The 20,570-nt window shown below is 72.6% G+C and carries 23 protein-coding genes; 10 read left to right on the top strand and 13 right to left on the bottom strand.

Annotated features, from left to right (window positions below):
* Window positions 1-58: 58 nt before the first annotated feature.
* The 5 genes from MWU52_RS01410 to MWU52_RS01390 all read right to left on the bottom strand — a co-directional run bounded on the left by MWU52_RS01410 (window position 59) and on the right by MWU52_RS01390 (window position 4,610).
* Window positions 59-1,303, bottom strand: coding sequence for a PQQ-dependent sugar dehydrogenase (locus MWU52_RS01410; RefSeq protein WP_246948556.1), 1,245 nt, complete (start codon window positions 1,301-1,303; stop codon window positions 59-61).
* 81 nt (window positions 1,304-1,384) lie between these two features.
* A complete protein-coding gene (locus MWU52_RS01405; RefSeq protein ID WP_246948552.1) occupies window positions 1,385-2,656 on the bottom strand; it encodes a permease in 1,272 nt (423 codons plus the stop codon).
* A 97-nt stretch (window positions 2,657-2,753) separates the two neighbouring features.
* Window positions 2,754-3,635 carry a cytochrome c gene (locus MWU52_RS01400; RefSeq protein WP_246948550.1) on the bottom strand — a complete coding sequence of 294 codons (882 nt, stop codon included), beginning with the start codon at window positions 3,633-3,635 and terminating at the stop codon, window positions 2,754-2,756.
* Window position 3,636: 1 nt separating this feature from the next.
* Window positions 3,637-4,245 (bottom strand): cytochrome c, encoded by a 609-nt coding sequence (locus MWU52_RS01395; protein WP_246948548.1) that lies wholly within the window; start codon window positions 4,243-4,245, stop codon window positions 3,637-3,639.
* Between the two features lie 47 nt (window positions 4,246-4,292).
* The gene (locus tag MWU52_RS01390; RefSeq protein ID WP_246948546.1) at window positions 4,293-4,610 is read right to left on the bottom strand and encodes a hypothetical protein; all 318 of its coding nucleotides are present in this window, start codon (window positions 4,608-4,610) and stop codon (window positions 4,293-4,295) included.
* 230 nt (window positions 4,611-4,840) lie between these two features.
* On the opposite strand from MWU52_RS01390, the gene MWU52_RS01385 reads away from it, so the two are divergent.
* Window positions 4,841-5,140, top strand: a complete 300-nt coding sequence (locus MWU52_RS01385) for a DUF2933 domain-containing protein (protein WP_246948544.1) — start codon at window positions 4,841-4,843, stop codon at window positions 5,138-5,140.
* 5 nt (window positions 5,141-5,145) lie between these two features.
* Here MWU52_RS01385 and MWU52_RS01380 read toward each other — a convergent pair whose 3' ends face one another.
* Complete coding sequence (locus MWU52_RS01380) at window positions 5,146-6,015, bottom strand: potassium channel family protein (RefSeq protein WP_246948542.1); 870 nt, start codon at window positions 6,013-6,015, stop codon at window positions 5,146-5,148.
* Between the two features lie 251 nt (window positions 6,016-6,266).
* Between MWU52_RS01380 and MWU52_RS01375 the strand changes: the two genes are divergently transcribed.
* From MWU52_RS01375 to MWU52_RS01350, 6 genes are all read left to right on the top strand, one after another.
* The gene (locus MWU52_RS01375; RefSeq protein WP_246948540.1) at window positions 6,267-6,461 is read left to right on the top strand and encodes a cation transporter; all 195 of its coding nucleotides are present in this window, start codon (window positions 6,267-6,269) and stop codon (window positions 6,459-6,461) included.
* Between the two features lie 16 nt (window positions 6,462-6,477).
* Window positions 6,478-6,960, top strand: coding sequence for a DUF411 domain-containing protein (locus MWU52_RS01370; RefSeq protein ID WP_246948539.1), 483 nt, complete (start codon window positions 6,478-6,480; stop codon window positions 6,958-6,960).
* Window positions 6,957-7,415, top strand: a complete 459-nt coding sequence (locus tag MWU52_RS01365) for a c-type cytochrome (RefSeq protein WP_246948537.1) — start codon at window positions 6,957-6,959, stop codon at window positions 7,413-7,415. Before MWU52_RS01370 ends, MWU52_RS01365 begins: the two co-directional genes overlap by 4 nt.
* 43 nt (window positions 7,416-7,458) lie before the next feature.
* The gene (locus MWU52_RS01360; protein ID WP_246948535.1) at window positions 7,459-8,859 is read left to right on the top strand and encodes a multicopper oxidase family protein; all 1,401 of its coding nucleotides are present in this window, start codon (window positions 7,459-7,461) and stop codon (window positions 8,857-8,859) included.
* A 95-nt stretch (window positions 8,860-8,954) separates the two neighbouring features.
* Window positions 8,955-9,338 carry a cytochrome c gene (locus MWU52_RS01355; RefSeq protein WP_246952712.1) on the top strand — a complete coding sequence of 128 codons (384 nt, stop codon included), beginning with the start codon at window positions 8,955-8,957 and terminating at the stop codon, window positions 9,336-9,338.
* Between the two features lie 393 nt (window positions 9,339-9,731).
* Complete coding sequence (locus MWU52_RS01350; RefSeq protein WP_246948533.1) at window positions 9,732-10,004, top strand: hypothetical protein; 273 nt, start codon at window positions 9,732-9,734, stop codon at window positions 10,002-10,004.
* Window positions 10,005-10,019: 15 nt separating this feature from the next.
* Here the strand turns inward: MWU52_RS01350 and MWU52_RS01345 are convergent, their stop codons facing one another.
* Window positions 10,020-10,712 (bottom strand): L,D-transpeptidase, encoded by a 693-nt coding sequence (locus MWU52_RS01345; protein WP_246948532.1) that lies wholly within the window; start codon window positions 10,710-10,712, stop codon window positions 10,020-10,022.
* Window positions 10,713-10,819: 107 nt separating this feature from the next.
* A complete protein-coding gene (locus tag MWU52_RS01340; RefSeq protein ID WP_348645484.1) occupies window positions 10,820-11,353 on the bottom strand; it encodes a disulfide bond formation protein B in 534 nt (177 codons plus the stop codon).
* Between the two features lie 181 nt (window positions 11,354-11,534).
* Between MWU52_RS01340 and MWU52_RS01335 the strand changes: the two genes are divergently transcribed.
* Both MWU52_RS01335 and MWU52_RS01330 read left to right on the top strand, forming a co-directional pair.
* The gene (locus MWU52_RS01335; RefSeq protein WP_246948531.1) at window positions 11,535-12,308 is read left to right on the top strand and encodes a DsbA family protein; all 774 of its coding nucleotides are present in this window, start codon (window positions 11,535-11,537) and stop codon (window positions 12,306-12,308) included.
* On the top strand, window positions 12,305-14,416 hold the full coding sequence (locus MWU52_RS01330; protein ID WP_246948530.1) for a protein-disulfide reductase DsbD domain-containing protein: 2,112 nt from the start codon (window positions 12,305-12,307) through the stop codon (window positions 14,414-14,416). The genes MWU52_RS01335 and MWU52_RS01330 overlap by 4 nt, the downstream gene beginning before the upstream one ends.
* 8 nt (window positions 14,417-14,424) lie before the next feature.
* Here MWU52_RS01330 and ccmI read toward each other — a convergent pair whose 3' ends face one another.
* The 4 genes from ccmI to MWU52_RS01310 are packed head-to-tail and all read right to left on the bottom strand — an operon-like array spanning window position 14,425 to window position 18,599.
* Complete coding sequence (ccmI, locus tag MWU52_RS01325) at window positions 14,425-15,576, bottom strand: c-type cytochrome biogenesis protein CcmI (RefSeq protein ID WP_246948528.1); 1,152 nt, start codon at window positions 15,574-15,576, stop codon at window positions 14,425-14,427.
* Window positions 15,573-16,052 carry a cytochrome c-type biogenesis protein gene (locus MWU52_RS01320; protein WP_246948527.1) on the bottom strand — a complete coding sequence of 160 codons (480 nt, stop codon included), beginning with the start codon at window positions 16,050-16,052 and terminating at the stop codon, window positions 15,573-15,575. Before MWU52_RS01320 ends, ccmI begins: the two co-directional genes overlap by 4 nt.
* Complete coding sequence (locus MWU52_RS01315; protein WP_246948526.1) at window positions 16,049-16,600, bottom strand: DsbE family thiol:disulfide interchange protein; 552 nt, start codon at window positions 16,598-16,600, stop codon at window positions 16,049-16,051. The genes MWU52_RS01320 and MWU52_RS01315 overlap by 4 nt, the downstream gene beginning before the upstream one ends.
* Before the next feature lie 4 nt (window positions 16,601-16,604).
* A complete protein-coding gene (locus MWU52_RS01310) occupies window positions 16,605-18,599 on the bottom strand; it encodes a heme lyase CcmF/NrfE family subunit (protein WP_246948524.1) in 1,995 nt (664 codons plus the stop codon).
* Window positions 18,600-18,794: 195 nt separating this feature from the next.
* Here MWU52_RS01310 and lgt point away from each other — a divergent pair, with 195 nt between their 5' ends.
* The gene (lgt, locus tag MWU52_RS01305; protein WP_246948522.1) at window positions 18,795-19,709 is read left to right on the top strand and encodes a prolipoprotein diacylglyceryl transferase; all 915 of its coding nucleotides are present in this window, start codon (window positions 18,795-18,797) and stop codon (window positions 19,707-19,709) included.
* 13 nt (window positions 19,710-19,722) lie between these two features.
* On the opposite strand, the gene MWU52_RS01300 is transcribed toward lgt, so the two are convergent.
* Window positions 19,723-20,475 (bottom strand): heparan-alpha-glucosaminide N-acetyltransferase, encoded by a 753-nt coding sequence (locus tag MWU52_RS01300; RefSeq protein WP_246948520.1) that lies wholly within the window; start codon window positions 20,473-20,475, stop codon window positions 19,723-19,725.
* Window positions 20,476-20,570 lie beyond the last annotated feature (95 nt).

Raw genomic sequence — 20,570 nt, 5'->3', positions numbered from 1 at the left:
GCCGCCGATGCCGCGAGCCGCACGGGATGGTCCTTGCGGCCCGCGGCGGGCACAGGCCTCAGTCCGGCGCCGTGACGTGGATGATCGACCCGTTCTCGAAGTCGGTCAGGAACACGATCGAGCCGTCGGCCAGCACGTCCACGTCGCGCACCCGGCCCTGGTTGCGCAGCAGGCGCTCCTCCTCGACGACGTAGCCGTCCTCGCCGAAGACGATCCGCACCAACCCGCCGGGATAGAGCGAGCCGATCATCAGGTCGCCTTCCCATTCGGGGAACATCTCGCCGGTCACGAAGGTGGCCCCGCCGGGCGCGATCACGGGGTCCCAGAAGTAGAGCGGCTGCTCCATCCCCACCATCGACGCCTGGCCGGTGCCGACCAGATCGCCGGAATACTGCTCGCCGTAGCTCACCAGCGGCCAGCCGTAGTTCAGCCCCGGCGCGGGCTTGTTGATCTCGTCGCCACCAGCGGGCCCGTGCTCCAGCACGAAGAGGCTGCCGTCGGGGGCGAGGTCGGCGCCCTGGATGTTGCGGTGGCCCAGCGACCAGATCGCGTCGTCGCCCTCGCGGCCCACGAAGGGGTTGTCCTCGGGGATCGAGCCGTCGAGGTTCACGCGGATCACCTTGCCGTAGGTGCGGTTCAGGTCCTGCGCGTAGTCGCGGTATTCCTCGGTGAAGTGCTCGCCCGTGGTGATGAACACGGTGCCGTCGCCGGGGAAGACCAGCCGCGAGCCGTAATGCATCGCCGCGTCCGAGGGGGGCGACTGGACCCAGATATCCTCTACGCCCGTCAGCTCGGTCATGTCGTCCGACAGCACGCCACGCGCGGCCGCCGTCGCGGACATTCCGTCGCCCATCGGCTTGGAATAGGTGAAGTAGACCATCCGGTCCTCGGCGAAGTCCGGTCCGGCCTTGACGTCCAGCAGCCCCGCCTGCGTGGCCCAGCCGGTCGAGGGGGCCTCGTTGTAGATCTCGGGCAGGCCGCCGATGGGGGCGTGCACCGTGCCGTCCATGATGACGTGGCGCAGGCGGCCGGGCCGCTCGGTCACGAGGAACGAGCCGTCGGGCAGCTGGTCGATGCCCCAGGGATGCACCAGCCCGCCGGCCAGCAGCGCGGCCGAGGTCGAGGCGCTGCCCTCGATTAGCTGGGCGCGGAACTGGGCGTCGAAGGCGGGCGCGACGTCGGTGTTGCGGTTGCCGCGGGTGAAGGTGACGTCCGTCTCGCCGTGGCCGGGCGAGGCCATGACGGGCGGCGCGGCCATGACGGCGATCAGCGCGGCGAGGGTGGCGTGGCGGGTCGGGTGCATCGGGATGATCCTCCTGTCTCGACCGGCGAACGCGCCGGTCCGAGACCGAACGCGTCTTCCAACGCTGGAGGGTTCCGCCGCTCAGCCGTTTTCGCCGCTCTCGAACTCGGAACCGCCCCCGTCGCCCTCGCCGAAGGAGGGCAGCCCGTCGCCGACGAAGAGCCCCGCCGCGAGCCAGGCGAAGGCGGCGAGCGCGAGCCAGAACAGCACCTTCTCGATCAGGTCGCCGCCCATGCCCAGGCTCAGGCCCGAGCGCCGGGCCTTCCAGACCGCGAAGGCCGCCGTCACGACAAGGAAGCCGAGGTTGAGCCAGAAGGTGTAGTCGATCTTGAAGAAAGTCCGATCCACGACCGACTGGACGTCCTCGGCCGAGGGCAGAAGCCCCAGGAACGAGAACCCGTAATGCAGCAGCAGCGCCGTCCCCACGAGCGCCACGAGGAACACCCCCAGGATGTAGACCGCCATCGTCCAGCCATAATACTTGGCGTTGACCCGCAGCACTGGGATCACCACGAGGTCCGAGAAGATGAAGGCCATGATGCCCGCGAAGGCCACGCCGTTGCCGTAGAGGACGGCCGCCAGCGGGATGTTCCCCATCGAGCCGATGAAGGTGAAGAACGCGGCCACCGAGCCGACCAGCGACTGCGCGACGAGCTCCAGGAAGCCGGGGTCGGAGCCGCCGATGAACAGCCATTCGAAGAACGAGCGCGGCACGAAGGCGGCGATGATGCCGGCCACCGTGAAGCCCACGGTGACGTCCTTCCAGACCATCGCCCATTCCATGCAGTAGCGCTCGGCCACCGCGCCCCAGTTGTTGCGCGACTTGAGCCGCTCGCGCCAATCGCGGTCCGCGTCGTCGTCGCCCTCGTCCTTGTCGCCTTGGCTTTCGCGGGCCTTCTCGCGCGCCTTGTCGATCGGGGCGAAGCGCGCGGTCAGGCGCACCAGCGCCCAGGTGATGAGGATCAGGAGCACGCCGCCCACGTACTCGCCGACCACGAACTGCCAGCCGAGGAAGATCGCGATGATGATGCCCAGCTCGACCACGAGGTTGGTGGAGGCCAGCAGGAACGCGAGCGACGGCACCAGCCCCGCCCCCTTGGCGAAGAGCGCGCGCGCCCCCGACAGCGCGGCGAAGCTGCACGAGGAGGAGACGAAGCCGAAGAACGTGCCGAGCGCCACGGATTTGGGCCCCGCCTCGCCCATGGCGCGCCGCATCCGGTCGCGCGTGACGAAGACCTGGATCATCGCCGAGATGACGTAGCCCAGCCCGAAGGCCCAGAACGCCGTCCAGAACAGGCCGAGCGCGGTGACCGCCGCCTCGTTCCATGTCTGCATGAAGCCGCCGTCTTCCATCGCGCGCCCTCCCGTCCGCGGGGTTCGGGCGGGCGAGCCAGGGCGGCGACCGCCGGGGGCAGGCGCGAATTGAAGCACCCCCGGCGGCGCTCCGGGCCTACGGGTCCGTCAGGTAGGCGGCCATCGCCTGCAGGTCGGCGTCGGACAGCCACGACGTGCCGTGCATCACCACCTCGCCCATGCCGCCGCCGAACACGTCGCCCTCCGGCGTGATGCCCGAGCGCAGCGCGTAGGCCAGCGCGTCCGCGTCCCAGCCGTTCGCCGCCAGGCTGGCCGCGTCGATGGCCGGGGCGTCCGCGCCACCGGGCAGGTCGTCGTTGCCCGCGTAGCGCGCCGACAGGTTCCGCCCGCCGAGCGCGTTCCGCGGTGTGTGGCAGGCGGCGCAGTGGGCCGGTCCCTCGACCAGCTCGCGCCCACGGTTCCAGGCGGCGTCCCGGCCCTCGATCGGCTCGACGAAGGGCGGATGCTGGTAGAGCGCGCGCCAGAGCTTCAGCCCCCATCGCTGGTCGAAGGGGAAGCGCATGGCGGGCGGGACGGAGGCCGCGTCCGACGGGGGCACCGTCTGGAACGCCGCCCAGAGGTCGGCGATGTCCTGATCCGACAGGCCCGCGTAGAACGGGTAGGGGAAGGCCGGATAGTACGGCTCCCCCTCCGGCGAGACGCCCTGGCGGACGGCGCGGGCGAAGTCCTCGACGCTCCAGCCGCCGATGCCGGCGGGCCCCGGCGTGACGTTGGGCGAGCGGATGGTGCCGAAATCGGTCGTCAGTGCTACGCCGCCCGCCAGCGGCGCGCCGCCGCGCTCGAAGTCCGTATGGCAGGCGATGCAGCCCCCGGCGCGCGCGAGGTAGGCGCCCCGGTCGGGATCGCCCGCAAGCTCGATCGGGCGGGGGACGACACCGACCGGCCACGCGATGACGGCGAGGATCGCGCCGCCGGCCAAGGTGCCGGCGGCGGCCACGCCCCAGAAAAGGCGGCGCATGTCAGTCGTCCTCGGCCCGGAAGCGCGTGTGGCAGGCCGAGCAGGTCTGGCTGACCATGGCGAAGGCCCGGTCGGCCGGCATCGCGCCGATGGCCTCGGGGGTCATCGCGCCGCCCGCGCCGCCCATCATCGACCCGCCGCCCATCATGCCGCCGGTGCCGCCCATCATGCCGCCGGTGCCGCCCATCATGCCGCCGCCGCCCATCATCGAGGCGCCGCCGCCCGCGGCCGCGCCGCCGGGCGCGTTCTCCGCCGCCAGCGCGAGGCCCCGGGCGCGCAGCGCCATCTCCTCGGCCAGCGCGGCGAAGCCCTCCGCGTCGGTCCAGACCTCGGCCTTGGCCTGGGACGGCATGCCGCCCGTGCCCTCCTCGAACAGCGCGACCATCGTCTCGCCCGAATGGCCCTCGACCATCGAAGCGAAGTCGCGCACGGCGCCCGCGTCGTAAGGCGCCGTCCCGCGCATCATCGGCGTGACGGCCTTCACGCCCTTGGCCATCTCCGACATCGCCTGCATGCGCTCCAGCACGACGCCGGTGGCGCCGGTATGGGCGAGGGCCGCCGCGGCGGCCATGCTTCCGGCAAGCGCCAGAAGGGAAATCTTCGTTCTCATGTCGTTCGTCCTGTCCTGATCTCGGTTCGCGGGCGCGGCCCGCCGCGTCATGCTCGAGTCAGGTCTATGGGAACGGGCGGATCGTGGCCAACCGGCGCCAGCGGGCCGGTGGCCCGTCGGGCGGGCCGCACCGGCAACACCCGGCCCAACGCAATTCCGGGCCGCGGCGATGTGATCCAGACGGCAACGGGCTTGCAGTCGGGCTTGGGGTCACAGTCGGGCGCCGTCGCCGCGTCATGGGAATGGGCGCCGTGCCCGTCGGTCGAAACCTCAGGCGCGTCATGCGCGCCGCTCGCCTGCACGTCCCCCGCTGCTAAGCCCGCCAGCACCAGGGCCAGCACGGCCAGGAGCCGCAGGACGGTCATCGACGAATTGTCTCGAATGCGTGCATCAAGTCCTGTCCCCTGCCCCGGTGGACGCCTCGTCTGGCCGCGTTGCGCGGCTCGTTCGGATCGGCGCTGGAGCCTTCCGGCGCTGGAAGGTCAAACCCCCGTCGATCACGGCCGCGTGACTCCGCCGACCTGAGCTGCTTGACCTTCCCGCGCGGGATCATGGTGCAAGATCGCGAATCAACGACCGCCAGAAGGACGAAGCGATGAAACGACTGACCGGCCTGAACCTGATGAACCTCGGGATGATGGCGTGCTGCGTGGTGATGCTGGCGCCCGTCGCCGCCTTCTTCCTGATGGGCGGCACGATCACCGGGATCGCGAGCGCGGCGACCGCCTTCGCGCCGCTGCTGATCTGCCTCGCGCTGCACGGCGTGATGTTCCTGGTTCTGGGCAAGTCTTGCCACGGCAAGGCGGACGAGGCGGAGGCCCCGGCCGTGCGCGAGGCCGCCACCGACGTCCCCGGCGTGGCCAGGCGCCCGGCTACGGCGTCCGAGCTGGCCTGACGAGGTCACCGGCCCGCCGCGCCGTCAAGACGGTCGGCGCGAAGGAACGCCGCGATCCGGGCGCGCCGGCCCTCGCCCTCCGTCCACGGCCTCAGCCAGCCCCGCGCCAGCACCTCCAGCGTCTCGTCTATGGACTGCGCCGCGAGCCGGGCGCGCGGGTCGGTAGGCGCGTCCGGCAGGGCCCGGTCGAGCCGGTCGAGCGCGCGGCTGAACGCGCGATCCTCCGTCTCCGCGTGCAGGCGATGCTGCACCGGCAGGGTCTGCACGGCGGAGGCAACCGAGGACAACGGCGCTGCCACCAGAACGAGCGTGCGTTCCAGCGCCTCGGCCGGATCGGCCCCGGCGTCGAGCGCCTCGACATGGGCGCGCATCGCGGCGATCACGGCGTCGCGCGCCGCCAGCACCTGCGAGATCGTCGAGACCGCCCCGACCGAAAAGGTCAGCACGATGAACCCGGTCAGCGCCGAGGCCGCCGTCAGGAGCCGGCCAGCGGGGCTGTCGGGTTCGTAGGCGCCGAAGCCCAGGGTCGCGACGGAATAGGCGGCCAGGTAGAGGCGCTGCCAGGGCCCCGCCGGCGCGTCCGTCTTCGACACCAGCACCCAGTCCGCGGCGCCCTGGAACACCAGCGCCCAGCCCGCGATCAGCGCCGCCACGACAATCAGCGCCCGCGCCGGCACCGAGATTGGGCCGATCGCACCGAGGACTGCGCGGCGGCCCGTCAGGTGAAACAGCCGCAGCAGGCCGCGGCAGATCACGAACTCGGCGAAGCTCGTGAACGGCCCGGCGGAGAGCGGCGAGCGCACGAGCGACCGGAACACGTCCCAGAGCGCGGCGAGGATCAGCGCGACGCCCGCCAGCAGGGCGACGACATTCATGGTCGCGACCCGTTCGGCCGGAGCCATCCGGGGGCGCCGCGGCCCCTGCCAACGGCGCCCGTGCCCGATGGTCGTGGATCTGCGAAGGGCGTCATCGCCCCGGGGTAGACAGCGCGCCGGCGGCCGGTCAAGCGCTGCCCCCGACGCGGCCCGTCGGGACCGCCCCGGCGGCAGGATGACGCAGCCCGTGGCAGCCCTTGACCTTCCAGCGGGGGAAACCCCCACCTGCCCACCAAGCCAGGAGAAGACCGATGAGATTCCACGTCCCCGACATGTCCTGCGGCCATTGCCGTACCAGCATCGAGAAGGCCGTCGCAGCAGCCGACCCGGCCGCGCGCGTGACCTTCGCGCCCGAGGACCGCATGGTCGAGATCGACACCGCGCGCGACGCGGACGCCATGCGCGCCGCGCTCAAGGATGCCGGCTACGACGTCGCGCCCGCCTGACCCTGAGGAGTTCCCGATGACCACCCTGACCCGCCGCGCCCTGATCGCCGCCACCGGGGCCGCCGCCCTCGTCGCTGGAACCGCGCCGCTTCTGGCCGCAGCCCCGCCCACCCTTTCCGTCGTCAAGAGTCCGACCTGCGGCTGCTGCACCGGCTGGGCCGAGATGGCGCGCGCGGCGGGCTACGCGGTCGAGACCCGGGACGTGGACGACATTACGCAGGCCAAGCTCGATGCGGGCGTGCCCGACGACCTCTGGTCCTGCCACACGGCCACGCTGACCGCCCCGGACGGGCGCGCCTACGTCATTGAGGGGCACGTCTCCTTCGAGGCGATGGACCGCCTTCTCACCGAGGCGCCGGATGTCGCGGGGCTCGCCGCGCCCGGCATGCCGATGGGCTCGCCCGGCATGGGCTACGACCCGGCGGCGGAGTACGACATGTTCGCCTTCGGCGGCGCGGCCGGCGACGGCACGATCTTCGAGACGGCCGGCACGCGATGAAGGTCGACGGCCTGACCCTGACCGTCGGCGCCGTGCTCTTGGCCGGGGCCGGCGCGCTCGTCTGGAACGTGGCCAACCCGCCGGCTGGCGGCCATTCGATGGTGCCGCCCGACACCTCCGGCATTCCCGAAGGCGCCCCCATCGTGCAGGTCGCCCTGCCGGAGACGCTGGGCGAGTTGGAGACGATCGGCAAGCGCGCCTACGAGGGCGTCTGCGCCGCCTGCCACGGAGCGGCCGCGGCCGGCCGGAACGGGGTCGCGCCGCCGCTGGTGCACATCACCTACGAGCCCGGCCATCACGGAGACGAGTCGTTCTGGCGCGCCACGCAGATGGGCGTGCAGGCGCATCACTGGCAGTTCGGGAACATGCCCGCCATCGAGGGGCTGACCCGCGCCGACGTCAAGGCGATCACCGCCTACATCCGCGCGCTGCAGCGCGAGAACGGGATCGGGTAGCGCGGGAACCTCCGCCCCGGTCCATTATCACAGGACGCGACAGATGACCCTTTCCCGCCGCCGCTTCGGCGCCCTCCTCGCCGCCTCGGCGGCCCTCCCGGCCCTGCCCCGGCTCGCGCGCGCCGCCATGGACCCGATCGTGATCGAGGCCCGGCCCGGCACCGCGCAGCTGCTGCCCGCGCCCTACCCGGCCACGCCGGTCTGGGGCTATGACGGCGCCGCCCCCGGCGCGGGCATCCGCATGGTGCAGGGCGAGCGGCTGGAGCGGCGGCTCCTCAACGCCCTGCCCGAGCCGACCTCGATCCACTGGCATGGGATCCGCCTGCCCAACGGCATGGACGGCGTGTCCGGCGTGACGCAGGCGCCCGTCGCGCCCGGCGAGAGCTTCGACTACGCCTTCGACCTGCCTGACGCGGGCACCTACTGGTACCACGCGCACCGCGCCTCGGCCGCGCAGGTGGGCCGCGGCCTGCACGCCCCGCTGATCGTGGAGGAGCCGGAGGGCGCACGCCCGGACGTGGACGACGAGGTCGTGGCCCTGCTGGGCGACTGGCGGCTGCGCGAGGACGGCACGCAGGCGCTGGACTTCGCCGCCCCCCACGACGCCAGCCATGGCGGCCGCTTCGGCAACGTCGTCACCACCAACGGCCAGGTCGAGGCCACCCACTCCGTGCGTCGGGGCGACCGGCTGCGCCTGCGGCTCATCAACGCCGCCAACGCCCGCATCTTCGATCTGGCGCTGCAGGGCATGACCGGCTGGGTCGTGGCGCTGGACGGCATGCCGCTGCCCGCGCCGCGCCCCCTGGACCGCCTCGTCCTGGCCCCAGCGCAGCGCGCCGACGTGATCGCGGACGTCACCGCCGGGGCGGGCGAGGAGGCCCTGCTGATCCACATGGAGCGCGAGCCGGTGGTGCAGATGGCCTTCCCCGTCCGCGCGGGCGGCACCGCCGCGACGCGCCCCGCACCCGCGCCCCTGCCGCCCAACCCGGTGCCCGCCCTCGGCGCGCTGGCGGATGCCCGGCCCCTGCGGCTGGTGATGGAGGGCGGCGCGATGGGCCGCATGGACGGCGCGCTGATGGGCGGCCGCCGGGCGGGCTTCCGCGAGATGGCGGGCGCGGGCTTCTACTGGGCGTTCAACGGCCGCGCCGACTGGACGGCCGAGGATGCGATGGCGCCGCTGGCCGAGCTGGCCGCGGGCGAGACCGTGCGCTTGACGATCGAGAACCGCTCGAACTGGCCGCACGCGATGCACCTGCACGGGATGCACTTCCATGAGGTCGCGGACGGCGCCTTGGGCGACCTGCGCGACACCACGCTGGTGCCGGGCGGCGAAACGGTGGAGGTCGCGTTCAGTGCGGCCGCGCCGGGTGACTGGATGCTGCATTGCCACATGCTCAGCCACGCCGCCTCGGGCATGATGGCCTTCCTGCGGGTCGCCGCGTGAGGGTAGCGGCGCTCGCCTTGGCCGGCGCCGCGCTGGCGGCGGGCGGCGCGTGGTGGGCGCTCGGCTCCCGCGCGGACCCGGCCGCCCCCGGCGCCATGCCCGCCATCGCCGCGCCGGTGGACCTGGCCCGGGGCGAGGCTCTCTACGGCGATTACTGCGCGTCCTGCCACGGCGCAAACCTCGAAGGCCAGCCCGACTGGCGCAGCCCCGGCCCTGACGGCCGCCTGCCCGCCCCGCCCCACGACGCGACCGGCCACACCTGGCACCACGACGACGCCACGCTCTTCGCCTACACCAAGCTGGGCGGGGCGGCCGCGCTGGCCGCGCAGGGGGTCGAGGGCTTCGACAGCGGGATGCCCGGCTTCGAGGGCACCCTGACCGACGCCGAGATCCGCGACGTGCTAAAATACATCAAGTCCACCTGGCCCGACCGCGAACGCGCCGCGCAAGCGGCCCGGACGCAGGCGGCCGGCGGTTGAGCGCCATCACACATTTTCGGGGTCGAACGTTGGGAAATCCGGCAAGAAAGGCGTTGCCCTTCCTCTGCCGGAGGCTTCGAGCTGAGATACGAAGATCACCGCCGGATCTCCGATCGGCACTCGGAATTCGCCACCTCGGAGGTCAAGTATGACGATCGGACTCAGAGGACGGTGCGCCAAGCGCCTAGCCTGCCTCTGGGGCCTTCTTCTCCTATCCGCATGTTCCGGCAGCGGCCTCTGCCCGGAGGACGCGCGGGGCCATCCGGTGATCCCGCCCGACTGTACGGCGACGCCTGACGGTGCTGGAAGCCTGCTTCTGCTGTCCTGCGACGGCGGCCGGACGGGCTTCGCGGTTCAATCCTGATTCGACCTGACACAACAGAAAGACCCGACATGAAGAGACGTTCCAGCATCACGCTCGGCGTGGCGACCCTCGCCCTCGGAGGCTGCGTAGCCATCGGCCCGACGGCCGAGCCAGGCCTTTCCGCCGACGGCGCGGTCCCGGCCGAGGTCGTGGCGCTCGCCGCGCCCTACCAGAACCTCGGCGCGATCGAGTTCCGGCCCGAGGACGGCTGCTACTGGTACTGGCATGACGGGCCGGTGGAGATGACGCTGCTGCCGCTGCGCACGCCAGAGGGAAACCCGATATGCCAGGCGTCCTCCTGAGGACGCGGCTTGGCCTTAGACCGCGCCCAAGGCATCCTCGGGCGGATAGAGGAACGCCGTGGACCCAGTCTCGACCAGATCGTAGAGGCCGATGATGTGCGCCATGACCATGCGCACGCAGCCGGAGCTCGCCCGCCCGCCGATCGAGCGGGCCTCGGGCGAGCCGTGGATGCGCAGGTAGGTGTCCCGCCCGCCCTCGTAGAGATAGAGCGCGCGAGAGCCGAGCGGGTTGAGTGGCCCGCCATCCACACCGCCCTCGAACTGCGCGTAGAGCTCGGGGTCGCGTCGGATCATGTTCCGCGTGGGCGTCCAGATCGGCCAGCGCGCCTTTCGCGCGATCGTGTAGATGCCGGGCTCGTAGAGGTCGCCCCGCGCGATGGCGACGCCGTATCGCATCGCCAGACCGCCGGGGCGGATGTGGTAGAGGTAGCGGGCCACGGCGTCGACATGGACGTCGCCGGGCAGGAGGCCGGGCTTCGCCTCGACGAGCCGGGGCAGGAAGCGCGGCTCCAGGCCCCACGGGTTGGACGTCGCGGGGTCGTAGCCCGGCGGCGTCACCTGCGCGTCCCAGACGTCCCACATGCTCCGGTCGGATCGCGGCGCGCGGCCCTCGACGCCCTCGGGGAGCGTCTGCGCGAGGGCGGGTGCGGCGATCGGCGCGGAGAACAGCGCGGCGGTCGACGAGATGAAGTGTCGGCGTGTCAGCATTCCGGGGTCTCCGATCAGGTCCCATCCTCGACGATGCGTGTGGCCGACCTCCAGCGCCGGAAGGCAAGAGCGGATCGAGCCTTGCGCGATAATCCGGCGCGGCTCCGCTACGCGCGGCCCGCGCGCCGCGACAGCACGAGCGCCGCGATCCAGACCCCGGCCAGGAGCGCGCTGAGGATGGCGTTCCAGCTGGCCATCGAGAGCGACAGGAACTCCCAGACCACCTCGTCGCACAGGACCAGCGTCTCGGCCGTGTCGAAGGACAGCAGGTCCGCGCCGGTCATGCCCGACAGCTCCGAGGCCCCGCCCGTGCAGGCGGACGGCCCGTCCCACCAGTCGCGCTCCACGCCGGTGTGATACAGGCCGAGCGCGGCCGTCGTGCCCGCCGCCAGCGCGCCGAGCGCTAGGACGACTTGGCTTCGCCCGAGCACGAGTAGCGCGAGCCCGAGCGCGATGGCCACGCCATGCGGGTAACGCTGCCAGATGCACATGGTGCAGGGGGCATAGCCCGCCAGCTGGTAAAGATAAGCCGCTCCCAGCAACGCCGCCGATCCGGCGGCCGCGGCATATCCGAGATGTAGGGACGTGCGGCGCATCCGGTCGCCGTCGCCGTGCATCCGAGCGGGTTTCGTGATCTGCATAGCCCGTCGTCCCTTTGCTCCATTGACCGACGTGCATTGGCCGCCCGTCGAGCCGGTGTTTCCATTGGGGATGACGCCCGACGCAGCGATTGTGAAGGCCTTGCCTCTTCGCAAAATTGTGACTGGACCTTGCGGCGCTGGAAGGCCGCACCGGCGGCCTGACGGGCAAAGGAGTGCTATGGTGCCGAGTTCAAGACGGAACCTGCTGATCGGAGGGCTGGCGATCGCCGGAGGCTACGCGGCGCTCAGGTTCGGGCCGCCGGCGGCAGCCGAACTGTTCGCCGGGGATTTGGATTTCGAGCCGGTCGCTCGACCGGCCGGCTTCCGCAGGATCGCCGGCGGGGACAGCTCCTCCGGCTTCGACCTGTTCATGGGGCTCGACGACGGCCCCGACCCCGCGATGGCCGCGACCGTGGAGCGGGTCGAGGGTCGGGTCTGCGAGACGCTCTACGGTGCCCAGACCGAGCCGGGGGTGGTCCAGATGGCCTCCTTCTCGGATTACAATTGCCCGTATTGCCGGGCGCTGACGATCCGGTTGTCGAAGATCGAGGAGGCGTCCGCCGGCCGCGTGCGGATCGCGTGGCACGAGTTGCCCCTGCTGGGCGAGGCGTCGACGATGGCGGCGCAGGCCGCGCTCGCCGCCAAACGGCAGGACGCCTACGTGGCGTTCCACAAGCGCCTGATGCGCACGCCGTTCGGGACGACACCGGAATATCTCGACGTGCTGGCCGAGGATATCGGCGTCGACGGCGCGCGCCTGCGCGCCGACATGGCGAGCGAGGACGTCCGGCGCGAGCTGCGCGAGAGCGGCGCGCTGGCGGACATATTCGCCTTCGTCGGGACGCCCGCGCTCGTGGTCGGGCGCACGATCGTGCAGGGCGAGATAGGCGACGCGCGCCTGAAGCGGCTGATCGAGCGCGAACGGGCCGACGGCGCCATCGAGGCCTGCGCATGATCGGCCTGATCCGGCGCGTCCTCCCTGTTGCTTTATGCGTGGCCACGCTCGGCGGCCCCGCCGTCGCCGCCGTGTCGAACCCCTTCGAGTCGCCCGCGCTCACGGCGCGGCTCGTCACCGTCGAGGACGGGATCGGGCCCGACGCGGGCGGCGTCTCGGCCGGGCTCGCCCTCGACATCGCCGAGGGGTGGAAGACCTACTGGCGCTCCCCCGGCGAGGTCGGCCTGCCGCCCGAGGTGGACTGGAAGGGGTCGGAGAACGTCGCCGCGGCGGAGTTCCAGTGGCCCGCGCCCATGCGCTTCCGCGCCTTCGGCATCGAGAACTTCGGCTATGCGGGCGAGGTCGTCCACCCGATCCGCATCACCCTCGCGGAGCCCGGGGAGTCCGCCCGCCTGCGCGCCGCCGTCTCGATGCTGGCCTGCTCCGACATCTGCGTGCCGCTCCAGTTCGACCTCGCGCTCGACATCCCCGCAGGGACGGGCATCGACCAGGTCTCGGCTGCGACGATTGCCGAATGGGCCGCGCGCGTGCCCGCCGCGCCCGAGGCGTCGGACATGGAGCTGCGCGCGGCCGCCCTGCCGGCGGAGGACGGCGCGCTGACCGTCGCGCTGGAGCGGGCGTCGGGCTGGCGGTCGCCGGACGTGTTCCCCGAGCTGGGCCAAGGCACCGCCTTCGGCGGGCCGGACATCCGCGTGTCGGCGGACGGCCGCACGCTCTGGGCCGCGCTGCCGGTGCTGGCGCTGGCCGACCCGCCCGGACCGCTGACCCTGACGGTCACGGACGGCCCGGACGCCACGACCTTCGAGGACGTGGCGATCGCCGCCGCGCCGCCCCCGCCGCCCTACGCCGCGGAGGGCGCGGCCCGGCCCTGGTCGGCGCTGGCCTGGACCCTCGCCCTGGCCTTCGGCGGGGGGCTGATCCTCAACGCGATGCCCTGCGTCCTGCCGGTCCTGTCGATCAAGCTGTCCTCCGCGCTGAACGCCGCCCAGACGTCGTGGCGGCGGGTCCGCACGGGGTTCCTCGCGACGGCGGCCGGGACGATGGCCTTCATGCTGGCGCTGGCCGGCGTGGTGATCGGGCTGCAAGCCCTGGGCTACGCGATCGGCTGGGGGACGCAGTTCCAGAACCCCTACTTCCTCACCGTCCTCACGCTCGTGCTGGGGCTCTTCGCGGCCTCCTTCTTCGGCCTGTTCGATATCGCGTTGCCCCCCGGCCTCGCCACCCGGCTCGCGGCGGCGGGCGGGCGCGGCCATGCCGGGGACTTCGCCACCGGGGCCTTCGCGGCGGTGCTGGCCACGCCTTGCTCGGCCCCGCTGCTGGGGACGGCGGTGGCCTTCGCGCTGACCGGCTCAGCCTTCGAGGTCGTGGCGATCTTCGCCGCGATGGGGCTGGGCCTCGCCCTGCCTTACCTGATCGTGGCCGCGCGCCCGGGTCTCGTCGCCGCGTTGCCCCGGCCGGGCCGCTGGATGCTGGCCGTCAAGGCCGTGCTGGGCCTGATGCTGGCGGGGACGGCGGCTTGGCTGCTCTGGGTGCTGGCCGGGGTCCGCTCCGAGGCGCTGGCCTGGTCGGTCGCGGCCGTGCTGGCCGGGGTGATCGCGGCGATGGGCCTGATGCGCGCGCGGCCGGCATGGCGGGGCGGGGCCATGGCGGCCGCGCTCGGGCTTGCGGTGGCGATGGTCGCCCTGCCGGCTGTGATGCGGCCCGAGGCGCGCGCGGCCGCGGAGGACGGGCCGATCGCCTGGGTCCCGTTCGAGCGCGCCGAGATCGCGCGCCACGTGAGCGAGGGGCACGCCGTCTTCGTGGACGTGACCGCGGACTGGTGCCTGACCTGCATCGCCAACAAGTCGCTGGTGCTGGAGCGTGCGCCGGTGGTCGATGCGCTGGCCTTGCCCTCGGTCCTGGCGATGCAGGCCGACTGGACGCGGCCCGATCCGCGCATCAGTGCCTTCCTAGAGGCGAACGGGCGCTTCGGCATCCCGTTCAACATCGTCTTCGGCCCGACCGCGCCGGAGGGGATCGTGCTGTCCGAGGTGCTGACGCCGGGGGCGGTGATGGACGCGCTGGCCACCGCCGCGGGGACGCGGGTCGCGGGCGCGCCGGGGGAGTAGCCCCCGCCTCAGCCCCCGTCCAGCGCGCGCAGCACCGCGTCCCGTCGCGGATCGTCCCCGGGCAGCGCCTCGGCCGCCGCACGGGCACCGGCGCGGGCCTGCGCCGCGTCCTGCGTCCGGCCCAGCACGTCGTAGGCCCGGATCAGGCGCATCCAGCCCTCGACGTCGCCCGGCTCGTCCTCCAGCCGCGCGGCCAGCCCTTCGACCATCGATTCGATGAAGGCCATCCGGTCCGCCGGGGCCATGTCCTGCGCCGCGGCGACATCGGCCGCGCCGGGCCCCCGCCCGCCGCCGAGCATCGGCGCGTAGCGCGCGAGGTCGAGCGGCGCGTCGCCCGTCTGCTCGCCCAGCCGGTCGGCCGAGGCGATGAACAGCTCCATCCAGGGCTGGAACCCGTCCGCCGAGTCCAGCCGCTCGACCAGCAGCGCGCGGGCCGCGACGAGCGCGCCTTCCTGCTCGCGGGCCTGCGACAGGAAGAACACGGCCGCCGGGTTCGCGGGGTCGAGGGCGATGGCCCTGTCGATGACGCGGCGCGCCTTGGGCGTGACGACCCCGCTCTCGGCGGCGATCAACGCCTCGGCATAGCGCGACTGAATAGACGAATCCGCCTCCTCGCGACCCGCCACGCTGGCGAAGGCGCCGGCCGCGTCCTCGTAGCGGCCCATGGTCATGTAGGTCTGGCCCAGCAGCACCCAGCCCTCGGTCGGGCCGCCCTCCGGGTCGCCTTCCAGCCGCGCCTTCAGCTCGGCGGTCAGGGCGGCGACCTGCGCCGCCTCGGCCCGCTGCGCGGCGACCTCCTCGGACGGTCGACCCGCGACCTCGGGGGCACCGATCTGGAGGTAGAGAAGCACCGCCGCCGCGGGCACGGCGACGGCCAGCAGCGCGCCGGTCGCGCGGCCCGAGCCCCGGCGCTCCGGCGCCGCCTCCGTCCGACGCGCCACCGAAAGGAGGCGGCGCTTGATCTCGATCTCCGCGGCCTCCGCCTCCGCGCCGGAGATCAGGCCCCGGTCGCGGTCGGCCGCCACCTCGGCGAGCTGGTCGTTCAGGATCGCGACGCTGCCGTCGCGGCGCGTCAGGGCGACCGGGCGCCCGCCCAGCCCAAAGAACAGGAGCGCGCCGCTTGCGAGCGCAAGCAGAGCGAGAAAAATCCACAGGGTCATGGCCGGTCGGCCTCCTCGGTGGTGGCGAATTGCATAAGCTCCCGCTCCTCCTCCGGGCTCAGCGCGGTCGGACCCGCCTGCCCTGCCCCGGGCCGCCGCCGGCGCAGCGTCAACGCGACCGCCGTGGCGCCGGCCCCGAAGATCGTGAAGGGCGCGAGCCACAGCACGTAGGTCGACCCCTTCAGGGGCGGGCGGAACAGCACGAAGTCGCCGTAGCGCTCCACGAAGAAGGCCAGCACCTCCGCGTCGCTGTCGCCCTCCACCAGGCGCTCGCGCAGCAGGAGGCGCATCGTGCGCGCCACGCCGGCGTTGGAGCTGTCGATGTCTTGGTTGAGGCAGACGACGCAGCGCAGCTGCCTCGACAGCACGCGGGCGCGTTCCTCCAGGACGGGGTCGGCGAGCATCTCGTCGGGCTCGACCGCCCAGGCGAGGCCCGCGGCGAGCGACAGCACGAGGGCGAGGATCAGGCGCCTCATGACCGGGCCCCTGCCGCCGCCAGGGCCGCGCGGACCTCCGCCTGCGCGTCGGGCTCGATGATCGGGCCCACGTAGCGGAAGGTGACGACGCCGTCGCCGTCGATCACGAAGGTCTCCGGCACGCCCGAGATCGCCCAGTCGATCCCGACGCGGCCCTCGATGTCGGAGCCGATCCGCTCGTAGGGGTTGCCCAGGTCGTCCAGCCAGCGGGCCGCGTCGGCGGGATCGTCCTGGTAGTTCAGGCCCATGAGCTTCACCCCCTCCTCGCGCACGAGCCGCGTCAGCACGGCATGCTCGGCCCGGCAGGGCACGCACCAGGAGGCGAAGACGTTGACGAGGACCGGCTCGCCCGTGTCGCGCAGGTCGGCGGCCGACAGGCCCGGCATGCCGGTGCCCGCGACGGGAGGCAGGGCGAATTCTGGCACGGGCGCGGCGATGCGCGCCGAGGGGACGGCGTTCGGGTCGCGCGCGGGGTCCAGCCCCCAGAGGAGGAAGCCGCCGACCGCCACGGCCAGAAGCGCCGGCAGGGCGAGGAGGAGGCGGGACATGGCGCTACTCCGCGGGTTGGGCGGCCGGCACGGGCCGCGCGGCGCGCCGGGGGGCGCCGACGCGCAGCCGCCGGTCGGACATGGACAGAAGGCCGCCGAGGATCAGCATGGCCGACCCGATCCAAATCCAGTTCACAAGCGGCTCGTAGAGGATGCGCAGCGTCCACTGCCCCGTCTGCGGCCCGGCGGCGGGCTCGCCGACCGTGGTGTAGAGATCGCCCACGAGGGTGGAGCGGATGGCCGATTCGGTCGTCGTGGTCCCGGCGACCGGGTAGGACCGGCGCTCCGGGCGCAGCCGGGCGATCTCCTCGCCCCCCTTCAGGACGCGCAGCTGCGCCTGCTGGGCCACGTAGTTGGGGCCACGCACCTGCTCGACGCCCTCGAACACGACCTCGAAGCCCGCGATCTCCACCACCGTGCCGGCGCGGGCGAAGAGGACCTGCTCTTCCTTCCAGGCCGACGAGCCGACGAAGCCCAGGATCAGGGCCGCCACCCCCAGATGGGCCAGCGTCATGCCATGGGCCGCGCGCGGCAGGCCCCGCGCCCGGCGCGCCGCCTCGCGCAGAGGGACGTCGCCCAGCCGGATGCGCAGCGCCCATTCCCGCAGGCTGGCCGCGAAGAGCCAGGCCGCGATCGCGATGGACAGCACGGCCAGCAGCGGGCCTCCAGTCTGCAGGTACCAGACGATCCCGGCGACGGCGGCCGTCACGAGAAGCGCCAGCCGCAGCCGCTGCGCGACGCCGGGCAGGTCCGCGCGCTTCCACGACAAAAGCGGGCCCACGCCCATGACGACCACCAAGGGCAGCATCACCGGGATGAAGACGGCGTTGAAGAAGGGCGGGCCGACCGTCAGCTTCTCGCCGGTCAGCGCCTCGACGAAGAGCGGGTAGAGCGTGCCCACAAGAACCGTCCCGGTCGCCGTCGCCAGCAGCAGGTTGTTGATGAGCAGCCCCGCCTCGCGGCTGACGGGGCGGAACAGGCCCCCCGGCTCGAGCTGCGGGGCGCGCCAGGCATAGAGCGTCAGCGAGCCGACGACCGTGACGCCCAGCAGCCCCAGGATGTAGAGCCCGCGTTCGGGGTCCACGGCGAAGGCATGCACCGAGGTCAGCAGGCCCGAGCGCACGATGAACGTGCCCAGGAGCGACAGCGAGAAGGTCAGGATGGCCAGCAGGATCGTCCAGCTCTTGAAGGCGTCGCGCTTCTCGGTGACGATCGCCGAATGCAGCAGGGCCGTGCCCAGCAGCCAAGGCATGAAGCTGACGTTCTCGACCGGGTCCCAGAACCACCAGCCGCCCCAGCCCAGCTCGTAATAGGCCCACCAGGAGCCGAGCGCGATGCCGGCGGTCAGGCTGATCCAGGCCGCGAGCGTCCAGGGCCGGACCCAACGGGCCCAGGCCGGATCGACCCGCCCCTCGATCAGCGCGGCGACGGCGAAGGAGAACACGATCGAGAAGCCGACATAGCCGAAGTACAGAAGCGGCGGGTGCAGCGCCAACCCGACATCCTGCAGCAGCGGGTTGAGGTCCTGCCCGTCCAGCGGCGCGGGGAAGACGCGGTCGAACGGGTTGGAGGTGAACAGCATGAAGGTCAGGAAGCCCACGCTGATCCAGGCCTGCACCGACAGCGTGCGCGCCTTCAGCCCCGCCGGGATGTTGCCGCCAAGCAGCGCGACCCCCGCCCCGAACACGGCGAGGATCAGCGTCCAGAGCAGCAGCGAGCCCTCGTGGCTGCCCCAGCTTCCGGCGACCTTGAAGAGCATCGGCTTGAGCGAGTGCGAGTTCTCGACGACGTTCACGACGGTGAAGTCGCTGATCACGAAGGACCGGATCAGCGCCGCGAAGGCCAGCGCGAGCAGCGCCACCTGAAGCGCCGCGGTCGTCCGGGCGCTGTCCATCCAGTCCGCCCGCCCGGCCCGCGCGCCGATCATCGGAAGCACGCTTTGCACCAGCGCGAGCATCAGGGCCAGGATCAGGGCGAAATGGCCGAGTTCGGGTATCATGGTCGTCGTCCCCATTGTCTCGGAGGGGCAGGTCGGGGGTTCCATCGGGGGAGGGTCAAGGCGAGATCGGCAGGGTCGGGATCACGGCCTCGTGACGGGTCGGCGCTTGACCCTCCAGCGGAGCAGGCCCGCAGGGGTCGCCGCGACGAAGGGCGGTCCCGTCGACCGGCCCCATCCCAGCTTCCGAAGGACCCGATGACCCTGCTCGCCCTTCCCTTCCCCGAGATCGGGCCCGACATCTTCTCGATCGACCTCGGGTCCTTTACCTTCGCCCTGCGCTGGTACGCGATGGCCTACATCGCCGGCATCGTGCTGGGCTGGTGGCTGTGCCGCCGGGCGGTGCTGACGCCGCGCCTCTGGGGGGCCGCCGGCCCGCCGCTCGCGCCCGCGCGACTGGAGGATCTGGTCACCTGGATCGTGCTCGGGGTGATCTTGGGCGGACGCCTCGGTTTCGTGCTGTTCTACCAGCCGGGCTACTACCTCGCCAACCCGGCCGAGATCCTGATGGTCTGGCAAGGGGGCATGTCCTTCCACGGCGGGATGCTGGGCGTCGCGGTCGCGCTGATCCTGTTCCACCTGCGCCACCGCGTGCCGCTGCTGCCGCTGGCCGACCTTCTCGCGCTGGCGACGCCGATCGGGCTCTTCCTCGGGCGGCTCGCCAACTTCGTGAACGCCGAGTTGTGGGGCCGTCCGACCGATCTACCCTGGGCGGTGATCTTCCCCGGCGCGGCCGCGCAGGACTGCGCCGGTGTCGCCGGGCTGTGCGCCCGTCACCCCTCGCAGCTCTACGAGGCGCTGCTGGAGGGGGTGCTTCTGGGCGCGGTGCTGCTGTGGCTGGCCTGGCGCCGCGGCGCCTTCCAGCGGCCCGGCCTTCTGACGGGCGTGTTCCTCATGGGTTACGGCACGGCGCGCGCGCTGGTCGAGCTGGTGCGCCAGCCGGACGCCCAGTTCGCCGGGCCGGGCAACCCGCTGGGCTACGCGCTGCAACTGGGGCAGGCCGGCCTGACGATGGGGCAGATCCTCTCGCTGCCGATGATCGCGGCCGGGCTCTGGCTGGCCCTGCGGGCCTTTCGGGGCGAGCGATTGCGGCCGGACCTGCCCCGCGCCTGACCCCGCGCGGCGCTCATCCCGCCACCCAAGCGACCGGATAGAGGATCGCCAGGAGGACCGGCTGGTGCAGCAGGTAGATGGCGAGCGTCCGGCGTCCGATCCGCGACAGCCCACGTGCAAGGCGCCCCTCGGGTCTCGGCAGCCGATCCAGCCACCCCCGGTGCAGCGCCGCGCGCGTGGCGGCGAGGCCGATCAGGGTGAACCCGACCCACGGGAAGACGGGCGCAAAGTCGACGGAGGGCGCGGGGCCGGCGGCGAAACCGATCCAGGCGACGGTCCGGGCGTCGAAGGCGGGGTCCGTCCAGGCCAGGCCGAAGGCGATGGTCGCGCCGCCCAGCAGGAACGTGACGACGGAGGGCGCGCGCAGGAACGCCGCCCCGATCAGGCTCGCTACCACGATGGCGTGGAGGATGCCGAAATAGACCCAGGCGCCCGGCATCGCGAGGCGCGTCGCCACCGTGATCGCCAGGGCGGCGGCGGCGATCTTCACCAGCCGCGCGCCGAACGCGGCGGGGTCCAGGCCGCCGCGCGCCGCCAGCGCGAGACTGACGCCCACTAGCGCCATGAACGTCGCAGCGACCGTCCGGCCAAAGGCGATCCATGCGGGCTCCACCGCCCATTGCGAGGGGATCAGGCCGAGGAACGCGAGGTCCCAGGCGAGGTGGAACAGCACGACCCCGAGGATGGCCCAGCCCCGCAGCACATCCACGGTAGGGTAGCGTGCGTGACGGCTTGGGGTGCAGGGCTGCGAGAGCGAGACGTCCATGCAAGTGACCTGTGCTTAAACGATGCGATCCATGGACGGTTACGCGAGGTCCCGCGCTGGAAGGGAAGGGACAGCCGCATCCGCGGCGGGGGCTT

It is taken from the genome of Jannaschia sp. S6380 (assembly GCF_023015695.1).
Lineage (GTDB): Bacteria > Pseudomonadota > Alphaproteobacteria > Rhodobacterales > Rhodobacteraceae > Jannaschia.
The sequence above is the reverse complement of the archived record's forward strand: the minus strand, read 5'-3'. Positions and strand labels throughout refer to the sequence as shown.